The 17,451-nt window shown below is 67.6% G+C and carries 14 protein-coding genes and 1 pseudogene; 7 read left to right on the plus strand and 8 right to left on the minus strand.

Annotated elements, in window-relative coordinates; all coding sequences use genetic code 11:
- Positions 1-51 precede the first annotated feature (51 nt).
- Positions 52-432, minus strand: coding sequence for a hypothetical protein (locus K7711_RS38375; protein WP_222976246.1), 381 nt, complete (start codon positions 430-432; stop codon positions 52-54).
- Between the two features lie 254 nt (positions 433-686).
- A complete protein-coding gene (locus tag K7711_RS38380; RefSeq protein WP_222976248.1) occupies positions 687-1,598 on the minus strand; it encodes a hypothetical protein in 912 nt (303 codons plus the stop codon).
- Between the two features lie 510 nt (positions 1,599-2,108).
- On the opposite strand from K7711_RS38380, the gene K7711_RS38385 reads away from it, so the two are divergent.
- The gene (locus K7711_RS38385; protein WP_222976250.1) at positions 2,109-5,615 is read left to right on the plus strand and encodes a CHAT domain-containing protein; all 3,507 of its coding nucleotides are present in this window, start codon (positions 2,109-2,111) and stop codon (positions 5,613-5,615) included.
- Positions 5,616-7,224: 1,609 nt separating this feature from the next.
- On the opposite strand, the gene K7711_RS38390 is transcribed toward K7711_RS38385, so the two are convergent.
- The 6 genes and pseudogenes from K7711_RS38390 to K7711_RS38415 form a co-directional block, all read right to left on the minus strand.
- Positions 7,225-7,416, minus strand: coding sequence for a hypothetical protein (locus tag K7711_RS38390; protein ID WP_222976252.1), 192 nt, complete (start codon positions 7,414-7,416; stop codon positions 7,225-7,227).
- A gap of 5 nt (positions 7,417-7,421) precedes the next feature.
- Positions 7,422-7,967 carry an adenylate kinase gene (locus tag K7711_RS38395; protein WP_222976254.1) on the minus strand — a complete coding sequence of 182 codons (546 nt, stop codon included), beginning with the start codon at positions 7,965-7,967 and terminating at the stop codon, positions 7,422-7,424.
- Positions 7,964-8,148 (minus strand): annotated as a pseudogene (locus K7711_RS38400) (preprotein translocase subunit SecY); the annotation flags it as partial. The pseudogene K7711_RS38400 and the gene K7711_RS38395, both read right to left, overlap by 4 nt.
- 685 nt (positions 8,149-8,833) lie before the next feature.
- Positions 8,834-9,511, minus strand: a complete 678-nt coding sequence (locus K7711_RS38405) for a MadR family response regulator transcription factor (protein WP_308015134.1) — start codon at positions 9,509-9,511, stop codon at positions 8,834-8,836.
- Positions 9,508-10,896 (minus strand): MadS family sensor histidine kinase, encoded by a 1,389-nt coding sequence (locus tag K7711_RS38410; RefSeq protein ID WP_222976256.1) that lies wholly within the window; start codon positions 10,894-10,896, stop codon positions 9,508-9,510. Before K7711_RS38410 ends, K7711_RS38405 begins: the two co-directional genes overlap by 4 nt.
- Complete coding sequence (locus tag K7711_RS38415) at positions 10,893-12,059, minus strand: iron-containing alcohol dehydrogenase (RefSeq protein ID WP_222976397.1); 1,167 nt, start codon at positions 12,057-12,059, stop codon at positions 10,893-10,895. Before K7711_RS38415 ends, K7711_RS38410 begins: the two co-directional genes overlap by 4 nt.
- Positions 12,060-12,397: 338 nt before the next feature.
- Here K7711_RS38415 and mftA point away from each other — a divergent pair, with 338 nt between their 5' ends.
- Genes mftA through mftF form a run of 6 tightly spaced genes read left to right on the plus strand, consistent with a single transcriptional unit; the run spans position 12,398 to position 17,422 of the window.
- Entirely contained in the window at positions 12,398-12,496 is a 99-nt protein-coding gene (gene mftA / locus K7711_RS38420) for a mycofactocin precursor MftA (protein WP_372460228.1), read from the plus strand.
- A complete protein-coding gene (gene mftB / locus K7711_RS38425; protein WP_222976258.1) occupies positions 12,486-12,776 on the plus strand; it encodes a mycofactocin biosynthesis chaperone MftB in 291 nt (96 codons plus the stop codon). The genes mftA and mftB overlap by 11 nt, the downstream gene beginning before the upstream one ends.
- A 49-nt stretch (positions 12,777-12,825) precedes the next feature.
- On the plus strand, positions 12,826-13,995 hold the full coding sequence (gene mftC, locus K7711_RS38430) for a mycofactocin radical SAM maturase (protein ID WP_222976260.1): 1,170 nt from the start codon (positions 12,826-12,828) through the stop codon (positions 13,993-13,995).
- A 27-nt stretch (positions 13,996-14,022) separates the two neighbouring features.
- On the plus strand, positions 14,023-15,195 hold the full coding sequence (gene mftD, locus K7711_RS38435) for a pre-mycofactocin synthase MftD (RefSeq protein WP_222976262.1): 1,173 nt from the start codon (positions 14,023-14,025) through the stop codon (positions 15,193-15,195).
- On the plus strand, positions 15,195-15,980 hold the full coding sequence (locus K7711_RS38440; RefSeq protein WP_222976264.1) for a mycofactocin-coupled SDR family oxidoreductase: 786 nt from the start codon (positions 15,195-15,197) through the stop codon (positions 15,978-15,980). The genes mftD and K7711_RS38440 overlap by 1 nt, the downstream gene beginning before the upstream one ends.
- On the plus strand, positions 15,977-17,422 hold the full coding sequence (gene mftF, locus K7711_RS38445; RefSeq protein WP_308015135.1) for a mycofactocin biosynthesis glycosyltransferase MftF: 1,446 nt from the start codon (positions 15,977-15,979) through the stop codon (positions 17,420-17,422). Before K7711_RS38440 ends, mftF begins: the two co-directional genes overlap by 4 nt.
- Positions 17,423-17,451: the final 29 nt, after the last annotated feature.

Here is a 17,451-nt window from a genome sequence, read left to right on the forward strand (position 1 = left end):
ACTCAACCCGACAGGGCGACCGGCAGCCCCCACCCCAACGGCGCATCAGTGTCACCCGTACGCGCCCTTGAACGCAGGCGCATCGAAACGCGCAGTCGCAGGCGGAGATTGAGTCTGATTACCAGGCTTCGGATCGTAGTGCGAACCGTTGTCGGCATTGGCATGGTGGACACAGGTGACCTGCAGCAGGCCGTTCAGCTTCCCCAGCGAGGGGACCACGGCAGTGGCGGTGGCGACCGCGTTGGCCGCGGCGGGATCGTACTTGTCGCACCACTTGTGCCCGGAATCATCGGTCCCGCCGCAACCCCAGTGCGAATCCAGCGCTTTCGCCAGCGGCCGCACCACCGACGCCGCCGCATTGTGGTTGGCCCCATACAACTTGCCCGCTGCGGCGAACGCGCCCGGCACGACACTGATCGTCGAACCGGTCACGGCTCTCAATTCTCATTGTCAACGCGTGTCAGGAACATGTGGTCGCTAGAGGACGAGAGCTGCATCGTGCCAAGGGTAATCGAGCGCGCGCTAACGCCCCAGATTCTGGCGGCTTCGCCGGGCTGTAGATAGCGGGAACACGCTGCATACGGCGGCTACCGCACATTACGTCTGGCACAGTCGAAGATGGTGGTGTTCGGGAGGCGCTGCGGTTGTTCGGAGGTGGGGGTCAGCTGGTTTGGTGGGCGGTGAGTTCAGCGTCCTTTGCGGATGAGGGCGGTGAGCTGTTGGCCTTCGGTGAGGGTGAGCGGGCCGACGCGGTCGGGTTCGGCGGCGCCCAGGGCGGTTGCGAGACTGCGGGCGTGCAGGTCGAGTGCGGCTTCGGATACGGCGGCCAGGTCGGTGACCGCAGCTCGGGCGTGCACCCATCCGGTGACCCCGATACCGATGCCGATGACGGCGGCGGGCCACCATAGAGCGCCGAGCAGCAGGTAGGGCCAGGCCCATGTACCGGTGGCTACCGCGGCGGCGAAAGCGGCGTTCGCGGTAGTGATTTCGGTGCGCGTAATATCCGGGAGCACGAGCCACAGACGTGGCCAGGCGAAGGTCAGGTCGAGCCCGTAGCGGTCCAGGGCGACGGCTTCGAGGGCGTGGATGCGGTCACCCATCCAGGTCGGCCGTCCGGGTTCGGCCAGGGCGAGCCGGTTGACCCGGGCGGCGGCGGTGTCGATCTCGTGTTGCTGGCCGGGTGTACGGGACTCTGATGGATAGGTCTGTTGCAACAGGCGCCGCTGGTCGACCCGCGCGCGCCAGCGTCGGCGGCGGCTGGTGACTCGACGGCGCTGTAACGGGGCCAGCAGGCGGGGCCAGGGGCCCAGCCATACCACCCGGGTCATTCCCGCCAAGGCTTGGACAGCCAGCCCGATGCCCGCGGTGGCCAACAACGCCGCGACCACCGCGACTGCCTGGCCGCCGGGGGGTTGCCGGGCCATCCAGGCGATGAGATCGGTTGCGGCCGTGCGTAGCCGGGTGTAGTCGAGGGCGTGTTGCTGTCCGAGCCGGGCAGCGATCCCGGCTGCGGTGGTGAACAGGGCGCCAGGAACGACCAGCAGGGTGAGCCATCGTTCGGCGAGTTTCTTGGCCAGTTCCTGAAAGAAGGTCCCCACCGGTAGCTACCGTCGCCGCATCGGGGTGTCGGTGAGCACACAACGCGGCACCGGCCCGGCCGGTAGGGGGACACAGACCCGGTCGCAGGCTTGGTCCGGGCAGCCGAAGGACTCTTCGTCCGCGCGCCCGCCCCTGAACCCAGGCAGGCCACTGGAGACCATCTGGCGGGTTTCTTGCTGGCTAGCGCCCATCAGCTGGGCCAGCAGAGGAAGGATCGGCCGCCGTGCCCTGGCTTCGGTTTCGATGCGCGCCAGCAACTCTCGGTGCGATTCAGTATGCCGGGCACACTCGGCCCGTAGCGATTCCAACTCCTCGCACAGCATCGTCAGGACCGCCCGCTCGGGACCCTCCACCCGACTTCCCCTCTCCCGCATGAACATCGACCGCCGCGGCAGCCGCGGCGGCGTGAGGTAACGCCCGTCACTCACACCCGATGATTCCATCAAACACAGGGACACGGGAATGACAGAATGACAGCGTGCGGTAACACAACCAGCCAGGGGGCTTGCGTGTCGTTCGACGAGCTGCAGACACGGATCCACCACCGGCTCATCACTTATCACCGCTCGGGCCAAGCAGAGACCATCCTTGGTGATGAGGCACTGGCCGAGGCGAACGAGGTGTGGCAGGCCGCGCAACCGGCCGACGGTGATCACCTCACGCGCGAGGACAGCGAGCGCCTGGAAGCGGCTCGTTTCGCCTTGGGATGGCTGCATTTTCTGCGCTGGAAGGCACTACCGAGCTTCGATCCACATGCGCTGGCCCGTGCCATTTTTTTCTTCGAGCCCCTGGACTGGGACATCGAGATGTTCCCCGAGCCGCTGCGGGTCGTCGTCGGAGCTTCAGCCGAGGCTCGCGTTCAAGGCGACCTCGCAGCGCACTTGCTGCAGCATGTCCAAACCTCAATCGATCCGATCCTTCTGCACACATGCATCAGTCTGTCCGCTGCGGCGGTGGCCGCCGCACCTCCCGGCCACCGCAGCCGGGCAGCGATGTTGTCCAACCTCGGCGCTGCCTGCCTGTTGCGGTTCGGGCGGGGTGGAGTGGAAGCCGACCTCGACCGCGCGATCGAGGCGGCCGAGCAGGCAGTCACCGCCTCACCCCCTGACCATCCCGACCGAGCGAATTTCCTGTCCAACCTCGGTAACGCCTACCGGGTCCGGTTCGAACATCGCGGGGTGGGGGCCGACCTCGACCGCGCCATCGAGACAAGCGAGCAGGCACTCAGTGCCACAGCCGCCGATCATCCCAACCGTGGGATTTGCTTGTCCAACCTCGGCGGCGCCTACCGGGTCCGGTTCGAACATCGCGGGGTGGGGGCTGACCTCGACCGCGCCATCGAGATTGGCGAACAGGCAGTCGCTGTCACACCTTCCGATCACCCCGACCGAGCGATGAGGCTGTCGAATCTCGGCCTCGCCTATCGAGTCCGGTTCGAGCGCCTCGGGGTGGAAGCCGACCTCGACCGCGCCATTGAGATAGGCGAGCAAGCAGTCACCGCGACACCCCCCAACCACCCCGACCGAGCGATAGTCCTGTCCATACTCGGCGGTACCTATGGGCGACGGTCCGAGCATCGTGGGGGCGAGGCCGATCTGGACCTCGCGATCGAGCTAGGCGAGCAAGCGCGAACCGCCACGCCCGCTGATCACCCCGACCGTGTGATGATGCTGCTCGCCCTCGGCGCCGCCTGCCAGCGGCGGTTCGAACGGCGTGGCATGGAGGCCGATCTGGACCTCGCGATCGAGCTAGGCGAGCAAGCACGAACCGCCATGCCCCCTGGGCGCATCAAACGGGCCGGGGTCCTGTCCAACCTAGGCGGCGCCTACCAGCGGCGGTTCGAACGGCGTGGGGTAGAGGCAGATCTAGACCTCGCGATCGACGTGTTGGAGCAGGCGTCCGCCGACACATCCCTTGATCACCCGGATCGAGCGGCGACACTGTCCAACCTCGGTAACGCTTATCAGATACGGTTCGAGCGCCACGGGGTAGACGCCGATCTAGATCTTGCGATCGAGACGGGCGAGCAGGCGGTCAACGCGACCCCGTCCGACGACCCGTACCGTGCGATATTCCTGTCCAGCCTCAGTGGCACGCATTTGATGCGGTTCGAGCGCCGCGGGGTGGTTGCCGACCTGGATCGGGCGATAGAGGCAGGTGAGCAAGCGGTCGCCGCCATACCCGCCGACCATCCCGACCGAGCGATCATCCTGTCAAACCTCGCGAACGGCTACCAGCGGCGGTTTGTGCGCGATGGGGCATCGACCGACCTGGATCGGGCGATAGTGATAGGCGGGCAGGTGATTGCTACTACACCTCCTGAGCACCCCGGCCGAGCGATATTCCTCTCCAATCTCGCGAACGGCTACCTGACGCGGGTGGCTACGGGCGAGCAGAGCGTGGACCGCGAGACTCTCCACGGCCTGGTCGGGCAGGTTGCTGCAACCAGGACAGCGTCGCCGATCGACCGGATTCGGGTGGGGTATTTGGTGGGGTCTCTGGCACTCGCAGTGCACGAGTACTCGCTCGCGGTGCAGATCCTCGACGCGGCGGTGGCGCTGATGCCATCGATGGCGCCGCGGGAGTCGGGATGGGAAGACCAGGAGTATCGCCTCGGTGCGTATCCGGGTGTGGTCGGGGCGGCCGTCGAGGCCCATTGCGCGACCGACGACCCTGCCGGTGCAGTGGAGGTCGCCGAATTGGGGAGAGGCGTGCTACTCGCCGCTCAGCTGGACTCTCGCACCGACCTCACCGATCTCGACCACTCCCTTCCCGACTTGGCCGCGCGGTTGCGACACGTGCGTGAGTTGCTGAACACCCCACATACCGGCACCACCCCAGCAGGGGATACCCCAGCCGAAATCGCCAACCGAATCGAGGACCGCAAGAGTTGGTGGGCCGAACACGACGAGCTACTCGATCGAATTCGCCAATACCCCGGTTTCGACCGATTTCTGCGAACGCCCCGCCTGACTGACCTGCAGCAGGCGTTGGCTGGCAGCACGGTCATTCTCGTCAACGCCGGACAACATCGTGGCGACGCCATCATCCTCACTTCGGACGGCGAAACAGTACTCGTCCCATTACCGGATCTGGCTCCCGCCGACGTCGCCTCCTACGCCCGAGCCCTGCTAGACGCCAGCTATGACCGCGGTCTGGTAGGAGTCCTGGGACGACAGCGCATAATTTCTGAGGCTCTTGCCTGGTTGTGGGACACAATCGTGCACCCCATCCTGCGAACCGCCCTACACCTCAACGGCGCTGGAGGACTGCTACCGCGGGTGTGGTGGCTGCCCACCGGCCTGCTCGGCCTGTTCCCCCTCCACGCCGCCGGCCGCCCTGGACAACCGGGCGCCCTCGACACCATCATCTCCTCTTACACCCCCACCCTGCGCACACTCGCCCACGCCCGCACTCGCCCACCAGCCACCACACGCCGCCAACTCACCGTGGCCCTGCACCACACCCCCGGACAGCCCGACCTGCCCGGCACCGTCGCTGAAGCCACCCTCCTGCATGCCGACCACCCCGGCACCCCGCTGCTGCGCGACTCCACCGCCACTGCCGACCGCGTCCTGGCCGAACTCCCCGACGCCACCTGGGCGCACTTCGCCTGCCACGCCGGGATCGATTTCACCGCTCCCTCCCGCAGCGGGCTGCGATTGCACGACGCCACCCTGTCGCTGCCCGAGATCAGCCGACTCCAACTCACCCACGCCGAACTCGCCTACCTATCGGCCTGCTCCACCGCCCACCGCGGCATCCAGCACGCCGACGAAGCCTTACACCCCGCCTCAGCCTTCCAGCTCGCCGGGTTCCGCCACGTCATCGCCAGCCTCTGGCCACTCGCCGACCACACAGCCGCGACCACCGCCACCACCTTCTACCAGCATCTTCCCCCATCACCAATCGCTGATAGCGCCGCGACCGCCCTGCACAACACCGTCCACGAGCTACGCACCCTGTACCCTGACCGGCCCGATCTGTGGGCGGGGCTCATCCACAGCGGCCCATAGACAGCCCGAATATGCGGTAAGCGCGCACCGCCTGGTACGCGGGATGTGGGCCCATTCGAGCGAAAGTCCCAGCGCGTCAACCCCGTCCCCACTCAGACGAATCCCACCCACGATCCAGAATATCCGGAAATCGGCTGCAGATCACTTACATAGACTTCAGTCAGCCCGCAGGCCCACAGTTCGGTACCGGCCAGCTGCTAATTCGGCAGCTGGCCGTCGGCCGAATCACAACACGATCACACGGTCGTTCGAGCGACCTGGGCGGATTCGGTGAATCCGCAGCACCTGAGAGGCGCAACGGCATGTCCGCCGACGCGTTAAATCGGATACGCACCCACGATGACCAAGCGTTTTCCAGTTGCCCATGTTTTGCGTGTCCTGCCGAGGGCACGAACCTGCGACCAACGACCGACACAGGCCCGATGGCGATAACTCGGTACCGACTCTGCCGTCGTGCCACTCCAGGGTGGAACAACTGGGCCACCGGTCGTCCGTGGTGTCGAAAGAGAGTGAGCCCGGAAGCAAGTTTGCACCGGCTACCGGGTTCGCCCGGGTATCGCCCCGCCGATCGCTCAGCTTGACCCGATGACCGTACCCGATCCCACTCCACCTGCTCGACTCCGCCGTCACCCACGCGGCGACATTCACTCACGAACCCGCCAAAGGATCCGGCGAATCCCCTGCAACGACAGGTAACCAAAGATCATCGGTCAGCATGGTTGAGATGAAAGACACTCGGCCACAACCTATTACGGCAGAAATGCCCCGCCGACAACCTTGCGGCAATTGCCTATGTCAGATGTCATCGAGCACATGGTTCAGGCACATCTGCCGCACCGAGGGGTTCAAGCCCCCTCTCGCACACAGCGACTTGACGACCGCGGGCGAATACCGTCAGAACGCACACGCTCGACCCCGCGTGCCAGACATATTCATCGCCACAGTCGCGACACTGCACAAACCAGCGCACCACCGGACACTCCTCCTCCTCACTTCGCCTCGAAGCCCGGACACCGTCCGAAGGCAGATCCGGACTTTAATAATCAAGTGCGCATATATTGGTACCAATCTAAGTCACGCGCGGGAAACGCGCGGATCGCCTCTGAAGCCCGATTCCACTCACCCGCGAATCGCGTCGGAATCGCACAGGACGTCGGCAAACGACATCAGCATCAGGACGTCCACAGGACGTCACAGATCCACGAACAGCAACAAACAGCAACCGGCAACAGTCGCCAACAACCACGAACCCCCAGGTCGCACCGGTTCGGCGGACGAAACCGGGCGGTCGCAAGTAGCATCCAAGGATGCGATCGATACGCAAATAGGCTGGCGCACTTCCTCGTTCGCGCTACTCCTCCGCATTGTGACGAACAGCAAACCCGCAGTTGGACTGCGTTTCGGTACGACAAAACTACTGAAACCACGCTTCCAAACTTCCTGGTTGCCAATCCGTTTGGATCTACAGAACGTCGACAGGACGTCGCGGAATCACAACAACATCCGAGAAGGACTGTTACCCCTGAACCTGACCGTATTCACCCCCGATCCGTCGCCGACGGCGAAACTGTCTGTGCTGGTGCGGATTCACGGGGGCGTCACGCACGCACTACAGGAGGAGAGTCTGATGACCGGGATCAGTCGGCGCCACCGGCGCACACAGCTCCCGATGATCTTGTACCTGCTCGTGGCACTGCTGATCCGGACTGCCAACGGCGGTGGCGCTGTCGGGCTGCGGACTCTGGCGATCGACCGTGGCGCGGGTGGTCAGGTAGGTGCAATTCGTGTCGGCGACGACCATCCGCGTCAGCGTCCCAGCGCCTGCAGCACGCGGCCGTTGACCTCTTCGACCTCGCCGACACCGTCCACGGTGACGACCAGCCCGTCGTAGTGCTCGAGCAGCGGCGCGGTCTCCGACTGGTACACGTGCATCCGGTTGCGGATGACCTCTTCGGTGTCGTCCGAGCGACCGCGACCGAGCATGCGCCCCACCACGACGTCTTCGGCGACCTCGAGGTTGACCACGGCGTTCAGCTCGTGTCCGGCCTCCTTGAGCATCTTCTCCAGTGCCTTGGCCTGATCGACCGTGCGCGGGTAGCCGTCGAGTACGAAACCCTTCATCGCGTCCGGTTCGGAGATGCGGGATTCCACCATGCGGTTGGTGACGTCGCTCGGCACCAGATTGCCCGCGTCGATATACCGCTGTGCCTCGCGGCCGAGCGGCGTCTGCTGCGAGATGTTCGCACGGAAGAGGTTCCCCGTGGAGATGTGCGGGACGCCCAACTTGTCCGACAGCAGTTTGGCTTGTGTGCCTTTACCGGCACCCGGCGGACCGAGCAGTACGAGTCTCACTCGAGGAACCCTTCGTAATTTCTGTTCATCAGTTGGCTGTCGATCTGATCTGTTTCACCGTGTCGAGGCCCACACAAACGACGATCAGCACCGACGTACCACCGAACGGCAGGTTGCTGGCCGCACCGCCGGATCCACCGATATGCAGCAGCAGATTCGGCAACACCGCAACAGCACCCAGAGACAACCCGTAACCGCGGGCCATGACGACCTGGTTCCCCCCACGCGCGTATTCCGACGATGCCGCCGTCGATGCCGTTCTGGTGTAGAAAACTCGCCTCCTCGGTGGGTGAAGTTCACATCTGGGATGGTCCATGATGGTCCACTCTCGTATGTGCGGGTTGGTGCAAGGTTGAGACAGTCGGCGTTTCGGAATTATGCGCATCGTGCCGCGTGTAGTCGTGCGGCGGCCACGGCACGACAGAATCCGGCAGCAGCGAAATCCTCGGACGGAGGGACCGTGGGATTTTCGGTGGCTGGGTCGTCCACGCCGGATACAGTCTTGCTCCCTACGTCGAAGGCGCTGTTGTACGGGCTGGGATCGAATCGTGCGCTTCCCGGACGGCAGGAGGTCCGTCCGGCACCGATACCGGTTCTCGGGCGTCGAGATCCAGGGCGCGGCGTAGAGCGCCAGGGCTCCACCGTCACCGAATTGAGCGAAGCCCTCTGCGGCGACCCGGATCATGCCGTGGCGGTGCGTGTGGATCGTCGGATCGGTGGTGCAAAGCCGACCGTACCGTCCGGCCGTCGGCGAGCTCACCCTGATCCCCAGCACGACAGGCGAATTCGCCGACTGTTCCTTCGTCCGAGACTCCACCCGGCCCAGGCATCCGACCCCTACCACGCCACCTGCGCTGAGACGTCGTTCAGATCAAGCCCATCTTGCTGGCCTCGTACACCGCTTCGGCGCGGGTCGAGACCGCCAACTTGCGCATCAGATTGCGCACGTGGAACTTGACGGTGGTCTCGGAAACAAAGAGGCGAGAACCGATTTCGCGATTGCTCAGCCCACGCGCCAACAGCTCCAGCACTCCCTGCTCACGTTCGGTGAGCGCCGGGTCCTCCGGCGCCGTCCGGATGCTGCGCATCATGACCGAGGCCGACCGTGAGTCGAAGGCGCTCTCGTCGCGGGCGACGGCGCGGATGGAGGAGATCAGGCCGGTGGTGTCGACGTCCTTGATGACATAGCCCTTGGCGCCCCGATGAACCGCCTCGAGCACCAGGTGGTCGTCGAGGAAGGTGGTGAGCACCAGCACGCCGACGCCCGGGAACCGGGCTGTCAGCTCCGAACACACCTGCAATCCTTCGGTATCGGCACCGGTGCCGAGTTTGAGATCCAGCAGCACGATGTCGGGGCACTGCTGCTCGACCACGGCCAGCGCGTCCGCGGCGGTACTTGCCTCGCCGACGACGTGCAGGTCGACCTCGCGCTCGAGGATGGAGCGCAGGCCCTGGCGGATGATGGCGTGGTCGTCCACCAGGACGATCCGCAGTTGCTGCGGAACCTGTTGCGGCACAGTGGTTATCGGCACCCGCGCGTTCACGACATGCTCTCCCTCTCGGTCGTCACGGGCAGCGGGATCTCGAACCTGATCATCACCCCGCCCAATTGGGAACGGCGGATGGACATGCCCCCGCCCAATTCGGCCGCCCGCGCCCACATATTGGCCAGTCCGCGATGCGATCCGGCCAGATCTGCCGTCGAGGTCATACGCAGCAGCCTGCGCAGCTGGGCTGGATCACCGGCGCCGTCGTCGGAGACGGTGAGCACGATGCGGTCGGGATAGTAGAGCAGCCGCACGTGCGCCTGCGTCGCCTCGGCGTGCGCGACCGTATTGAACAGCGCCTCGCCGGTGATGCGCAGCAGCGAGTATCCGGCGTCGTCGGGCAGCGCCACCTGCTCTCCGATCACGGTGACGCACACCTTCAGATCGCTGGGCAGGTGCACGTTGGACAGCCGTTCCAGCATCTCCGGCAGCGAACCGGGCGTCTCGTCGGCGGCGTGATGCAGCGCGTAGATGGCCGCCCGCAGCCGCTCCACCGCAAGACGTGTGAGTTCCTTTGCCGCCGTGAGCTTTTCGACGACAGCGTCGTTCCCGCCGACTGCGGCGAGTTCGGAGCGGCAGATCTCGACGGTCATGCCCGCCGAAAGCACGTCCTGGGTGACGCTGTCGTGCAATTCCCGGGCGATGCGGTGGCGTTCGTCGTCGAGCACCTGCCGCTGCATGGCCTCGGTCAGGCGTTGCTGGGTGAGCGCCAGCTGAGCATCGCGTTCGGCCAGATCACGGGCGTGCTGGGCGGCCGTCTCCGTGAGCTGCTCGGCGCGGCCGCGCAACCGGGTGGTGGCGTGCAGCAGGAACGAATTGTGCAGCGCCACGGCCACTTGATTGGCCAGCACCCGAAGCAGCGCCAGATCGGTGTCGGCGACGTCCACCTCTCGGCCCGGCAGACCGGCGATGCCGCCGACCGGTTCACCGTCGACGGTCATCATCACGCGCACGACCGGCCGCTGCGGGCACTGTTCGGCTTCCCAGGGCCGGCTCCGCAGCACGCGCAGGTGTTCGGCGACCTCCGCGGGCAGCCGACCCTCGTCGTCCACGACCCCATCGCCGGTCAGCAGCAGGAACCGCGGGCGTGCCGCCGGCAGTGCACCGTCCGCGACGGCGACGAGCAGCCAGTCGGCCTGCAGATGGTCCGCTGCCGCCCGCAGTACGGCCTCCACCAGCCCGCGCGGCCCCTCCGCGGTCCGCACCAAGGCCCGCGAAATCCGGTCCAGCGCCTGGATGGTGCGCTCGAGCCGCTCGGCCGAGCGCACGTACGCGGTGTAGTACGAGCGCTTGCCCGAGCGCACGCCGGTGAGCGTGCCGAGATCGGGTGTGATCGCATCGGCCTCGTAATGCCCTGTAGGCAGCGGGAATTCGACGCTCATAGAGCCCGCCGGAACAGGGCCTCGATATCCTCTGCGGCAACCGACCTCGGATTGGTGGTCAGGCAGGCGTCGCCGAGCGTGGTACGCGCCAGCGTGGGCAGATCCGCGGTGGTGACTCCGAGCTCGCCGAGGCCGCGAGGTATGCCGAGTTCGTCGGCCAGCTCGCGGATCCGCTGCGCCAGCACGTCGGCGGCCTCCGCGGCGGGCAGGCGCGTGACATCGATGCCCACCGCGGCGGCGAGCGGCACGTAGCGGGTCGGATCGGTCTCGGCGTTGAAGCGGATGCAGTGCGGCAGCAGCACTCCGTTCACCACCCCGTGCGGCGCGTCGAGCAGACCGCCCACCTGATGGCTCATGGCGTGCGTGATGCCCAGGATCGCGTTGGTGAAGGCCATGCCCGCCTCGAGCGCGCCCTGGGCCATCGCGATCCGGGGCTCGGACCGACGCGGATGGGTGATGGCATGGCGCAGATTGCTCGTGATCAGATGCACCGCGTGCAGCGCGTGGTGGTCGGTGAGCCGGTTGTGTGCCCGGGAGACGAACGATTCGACGGCGTGGGTGAGCGCGTCGAGTCCGGTGGCAGCATTCAGGTCGTCGGGCATGGTGGTCAGCAGCCGCGGGTCGACGATCGAGATGTCCGGCACCAGGGTCCGGCTCAGAATGGTGATCTTCGTGCGCTCGACGGTGTCGGTGATGATCGCGAACTGCGAGACATCCGCGCCGGTGCCCGAGGTCGAGGGTGCCATCACCATCGGGGGAATGGGCTGCACCACCCGGTCGACCCCGGCGTAGTCCAGGATCGAGCCGCCGTTACCGGACAGGATGGCCACCGCTTTCGCCGCGTCGATGCACGAGCCGCCGCCGACGGCCATGATCACGTCGCAGCCGGTCTCCACATAGTGCTCGTAGGCTGCGGTGACCTCGTGATCCTTCGGGTTCGGCGTGATCCGCGACCACACCACCGGCTGCAGCCCCACGTGCTGCAGATGGGCCACAGCCTCGGCGGCCCACCCCGCCTCGGTGATGCCGGGATCGGTGACCAGGAAAGGTCTGCGCGCTCCTACCCGGCGCGCGCAGTGGCCGAATTCGGCGAGCGCGCCAGGGCCGAACACCACTTCGGGCGCGTGGAATTTCGCCAGTTCGGGCGCGGTGGTCCCGCCCACGGCACAGGCGCCAGGGCCGGTGAGCTCCGCTGGTTCCGCCGAGGCCCCGGGCTCCGGGAGCGACCCCGACCACGCGTCCAGACCCTGCTCCCCCAAGATCGGTCGAGTCACTGAGCCACCGCGATTCCTCCTGAAAGCCTCGGCCGCATTGCCGAGCACTTCCCAGGCTAACCGGATGTGAGAGCCGACACACCGTCCGGTGGGTCCGGAGGGCACCTGGCCGATCGGACAGGTAGCGATCGGCGTTCGAACGGTTCCGGCGCTGTTTCGTTCTCATCCCCCGCGACCATCCCTAACGTCCAGGTCACATCATCGAACCGTCTCACAAGGAGCCAGATATGAACGAAATGAGTGAATCCAGCACCGACGCCGTGGCCGTCGAGCAGGACCTGCTCGTGGAGGACGTCTCGATCGACGGGATGTGCGGTGTCTACTGACACCGCGCGCTTCGACCCGGCCCGGCCGTACCGTCTCGCCCCGTCGGTGGCGGTGCGGCCCGAGCCGTTCGGCGCGCTGCTCTACGACTACGGCACCCGCAGGCTGTCCTTCCTCAAGACCCCCGATCTGGTGCGCGTGGTTCGGGGGCTGGCCGAGCACGACGACGTGGCTGCGGCACTGACCGCCGCGCACGTCCCGGCCGCCGAGCACACCCGCTATCTGGCCGCGCTGACCGATCTGGCCGCGACCGGAACGATCGAGCCTCGCCGCCGAGGCTGACGCCGGGCGCATCCCGCACCGCGGGGCCGCCCGCAATCAGGAGAAAACGATGAAACTGGTGGAGCATTTCAAACAGGGGCTGGACGCACCGATCTGCCTGACCTGGGAGCTGACCTACGCCTGCAACCTCGCGTGCACGCACTGCCTGTCGTCCTCGGGCCGGCGCGATCCGCGGGAGCTCTCGACCGCCGAAGGCCGGGCGGTGATCGACGAGCTGCGGCGCATGCAGGTCTTCTATGTGAATATCGGCGGCGGTGAACCCACTGTGCGCCCGGACTTCTGGGAGCTGCTGGACTATTCCGTCGACCAGGGCGTCGGAGTCAAGTTCTCCACCAACGGAGTTCGCATCACCCAGGAGCGGGCGCGACGGTTGGCGACGACCGGCTACGTCGACGTCCAGATCTCCATCGACGGCGCGACCGCCGAGGTCAACGATGCCGTGCGCGGTCCGGGTTCGTTCGCGACCGCCTGCCGCGCCATGGAGAATCTCGCCGCGGCCGGGTTCGAGAATTTCAAGATCTCGGTCGTCATGACCCGCCACAATGTCGGCCAGCTCGACGAATTCAAGGCCATCGCCGATCGTTTCGGCGCACAGCTGCGCATCACCCGCCTGCGGCCCTCCGGGCGCGGCGCAGACGTCTGGCCGCAGCTGCACCCGACCGCCGAACAGCAGCTGCGACTCTACGACTGGCTCGTCGACCACGGGGAGGGCGTCCTCACCGGCGATTCGTTCTTCCACCTGAACGCACTCGGTTCCACCCCACTGCCGGGGCTGAACCTGTGTGGCGCGGGCCGCGTGGTGTGCCTGATCGATCCGGTGGGCGATGTGTACGCCTGCCCCTTCGCCATTCACGATCAGTTCCTCGCCGGCAATGTCCGCGATCCGGGCGGCTTCGAGAACGTCTGGCGCACTTCGGAATTGTTCACCCGGCTGCGGGAACCGCAGGGCGGCGGCGCGTGCGTGTCGTGCTCGGCCTTCGACGCCTGCCAGGGCGGGTGCATGGCCGCGAAGTTCTTCACCGGCCTGCCGCTGGACGGACCCGACCCCGAATGTGTCCGGGGCAACGGCGAATTCACGCTCGCCGCTGCCGGTGCGCGTCCGCAACCGGACAAGGACCATTCGCGGACCGCGGCGGCGCGGCCCCGGTCGGTGGCCCTGGGCCTGCCGAGCGTCGGACTGCTGCCCGACCGGCCCTGCGACACCAGCCCCCTCATTTGAACACGTTGAACCGCAAGGACATTCATCATGGCAAGTAGCAAGGATTGGTTCGAGACCGTCGCCGAGGCGCGCGAGCGCGCCCGCAAGCGGGTGCCCGAACCCGTGTACCGCGCGTTGCTGGCCGGGTCGGAAGCCGGCGTGACGCTGGCCGACAACACCGCCGCCTTCGCCGAACTGGGTTTGCGACCGCACATCGCCGACCTGCCCAGCGTCCGCGATCAAGCGACGACGCTGATGGGTCAGCAGCTTTCGCTGCCGGTGATCTGTTCACCCACCGGCGTGCAGGCCGTGGACCCGGCCGGGGAGGTCGCCGTCGCCCGCGCGGCAGCCGCCTCCGGCACCGCGCTCGGGCTGTCCTCGTTCGCCTCCAAGCCGATCGAAGACGTCATTGCAGCCAACGACAAGGTCTTCTTCCAGGTCTACTGGCTCGGCAGCCGCGAGGCCATGCTGGCCCGGTTGGACCGGGCCAAGCGGGCCGGAGCCAAGGGCCTCATCGTCACCCTGGACTGGGTTTTCGCCACCGCGCGTGACTGGGGCAGCCCGCCGCTGCCCGAGCGGATCGACCTGGCGACCGCGATCCGTTTCGCCCCGCGGGTGCTGACCCGGCCGGGCTGGCTGTGGCGGTTCGCGCGGTCGGGGCGACTGCCCGACCTGACCACCCCGAATCTGGTCGGCCCCGGCGAAACCGGTCCCACCTTCTTCGGCGCGTACGGCGAGTGGATGGGCACCCCGCCGCCGAACTGGGCGGATCTGGCGTGGCTGCGCGACCAGTGGGACGGCCCGCTGATGATCAAGGGCATCTACCGTCCCGAGGACGCCCGCCGCGCCGTCGACGTGGGTGCCACCGCCGTCTCGGTGTCCAATCACGGTGGCAACAACATGGATTCGACCCCGGCCGCGATCCGGGCGCTGCCCGCGGTGGCCGCGGCGGTGGGTGATCGGGTCGAGGTGGTGCTCGACGGCGGCGTGCGCCGGGGCAGCGATGTGGTCAAGGCGCTGGCGCTGGGCGCCCGGGCCGTGATGATCGGACGCCCCTACCTGTGGGGCATGGCCGCGGGCGGGGAACGCGGGGTGCACAATGTTCTCGAAATCCTGCGTCAGGGCATCGATTCCACCCTGTACGGGCTCGGCCGCGCCTCGGTGCAGGAGCTCACCGCCGACGATGTGCTGATGCCGGACAGCTTCACGCGAGGCATGTAGTGACCGCCCGAGTCGCCGTGGTCACCGGCGCGACGCGGGGCATCGGCGCCGCCGTGGTGCACCGGCTGGCCTGGGCCGGCTGGTCGGTGGTGGCGGTGGACCGCTGCGCCGACGATCCACGCCTGGACTATCCGCTGGCGACCCGCCGGCAGCTGACCGCGCTGGCCGAGGCCCATCCGGACACCGTCCTCCCGGTTGTCGCCGACGTCCAGGATCCGGCCGCGCTGCGTTCGGCGGTCGCGTTCGCGGCGTCGTCCTTCGGCCGCCTGGACGCGGCGGTCGGGGCCGCCGCGGTCATGTCGGGCGGAAAACCGCTGTGGGACATGGACGATCGGCAGTGGGAGGCGCTGTTCGACATCGATGTGCGGGGTGTGGCCAATCTCGCGCGGGCCGCCGTGCCCGCGCTACTGCGCCGCCCGCGCCCGCGCTCGGGTCGGTTCGTGACACTGGCTTCGTCGGCCGCGCACCACGGCATGACACAGCTGGCGGGCTACAACGCCGCCATGCACGCGGTGGTGGGACTCATCAAGGGGCTCGCGCACGATCTGCGCGGCAGCGGGATCACCGCGACGGCGGTGTCCCCCGGGTCCACCCGCACCGACATGCTCACCGAGACCGCCCGCCTGTACGGACTCGATACCGTCGAGCTCTTCGCCGACCATCAGCCGCTGGGCCGCCTGCTCGCGCCGAACGAGGTGGCCGCCGTCGTCACCTGGCTGTGCGGAGCCGACTCCGCCGCGGTGAACGGTACCGTCATCCATGCCGACGGAGGATTCGTGCCGTGACCATCGCCCGTGAACCCAATTCCACTGCTGTACAAGAGAATCCGCTACCCCCACCGTGGATGCGGGTAGCACCCGATGCCACCGTGCGGCGCCATGCCGAGGGCCGACTGCTGGTCGGCGGATCGCCTTTGCGGCTGGTGCGGCTCTCACGCGCGGGCGCCGAGCTGCTGGGCCGCTGGCTCGACGGCGCGCCGATCGGGGACGACCCCGCGGCGCGGACACTGGCCCGGCGGCTGCTCGATGCCGGGGTCATCCACCCGGTGGGAGGCGGCCGCGTTCACACCACCGCGGACGTGACCCTCGTGATTCCGGTGCGCGACAACCCGGCTGGAGTCCAGCGGCTGCTGGCACGCACGCGCTCGCTCCGCCATCACCTCGTCGTCGACGACGGCTCGAGACCGCCCGCCACCGCCGCCCACCTGCGCCACGACACACCACAGGGCCCGGCGGCGGCCCGCAACACCGGATGGCGCGAGGCGCGCACCGACCTCATCGCCTTCGTCGACTCCGACGTCGAGCCCGAAACCGGTTGGCTGGACGCGCTTGTGCCCCTGTTCGACGATCCTGCGGTCGCGGCCGTCGCGCCGCGCGTGCGGGCGACGACGGACACACCCGTCCCGAGGACGACGGCGCTGCTGTCGCACTACGAAGCGACTCGATGCGCACTCGACATGGGCGCCACCCAAGGCGTGGTGCGGCCGCTGAGCCGAATCGGCTACGTGCCCTCGGCGGCGCTGCTGGTGCGCCGCTCGGCCTTGCGGGCAGTCGGCGGATTCGACGAGCGGTTGCGGTTCGGCGAGGACGTCGACCTGGTCTGGAGACTCGCCGACGCCGGATTCCTGATTCGCTACCACCCCGGCGCCGTGGTCCGGCATCGGCCGCGCCGGACACTGCGCGCCTGGCTGACACAGCGATTCGACTACGGCACCTCCGCTGCTGCGCTGGCGCGGCGGCATCCGGGGCGCCTCGCGTGCGCTAGTGTCAAACCGTGGAGCGCCGTGATCTGGGCGCTGCTGGTAACAGGTCGCCCGCTGCCCGCCGGGATCGCGGCCGTGACGACCACCGCGGTGGCGCAGCACCGGCTGCGGCGACACGGCCTGCCGCCCGCGGTGGCCTGCTCGATCGCCGGCCGGGGACATCTACTCGGTGGCCGGGCGCTGGCCGACGCGGTGCGCCGAACCTGGTGGCCCCTGGCGCTGCTGACCCGCACCGGCCGACGCGCCGTGCTGGTAGCCCTGCTGCCACTCGCGGTGGAGGCGGTCGCCGGACGGCGTCCGCCGAGTTGGTGGCTGCTGCGGCTCGCCGAGGATCTGGCCTACTCGGCCGGTGTATGGGCCGGTTGCCTGCGGGCCCGCACCCTCGCCCCACTGCTACCCGATCTCGCCGCGCGGCCGGGCGCTTCGACCGCGCCCGAGAAGCGCGCACGCCCCTCGACGAGCTGACCACGACGGAGGCAGCGGCCCGGCCAGCG

This window comes from Nocardia coffeae (genome assembly GCF_019890715.1).
GTDB lineage: Bacteria > Actinomycetota > Actinomycetes > Mycobacteriales > Mycobacteriaceae > Nocardia > Nocardia jiangxiensis.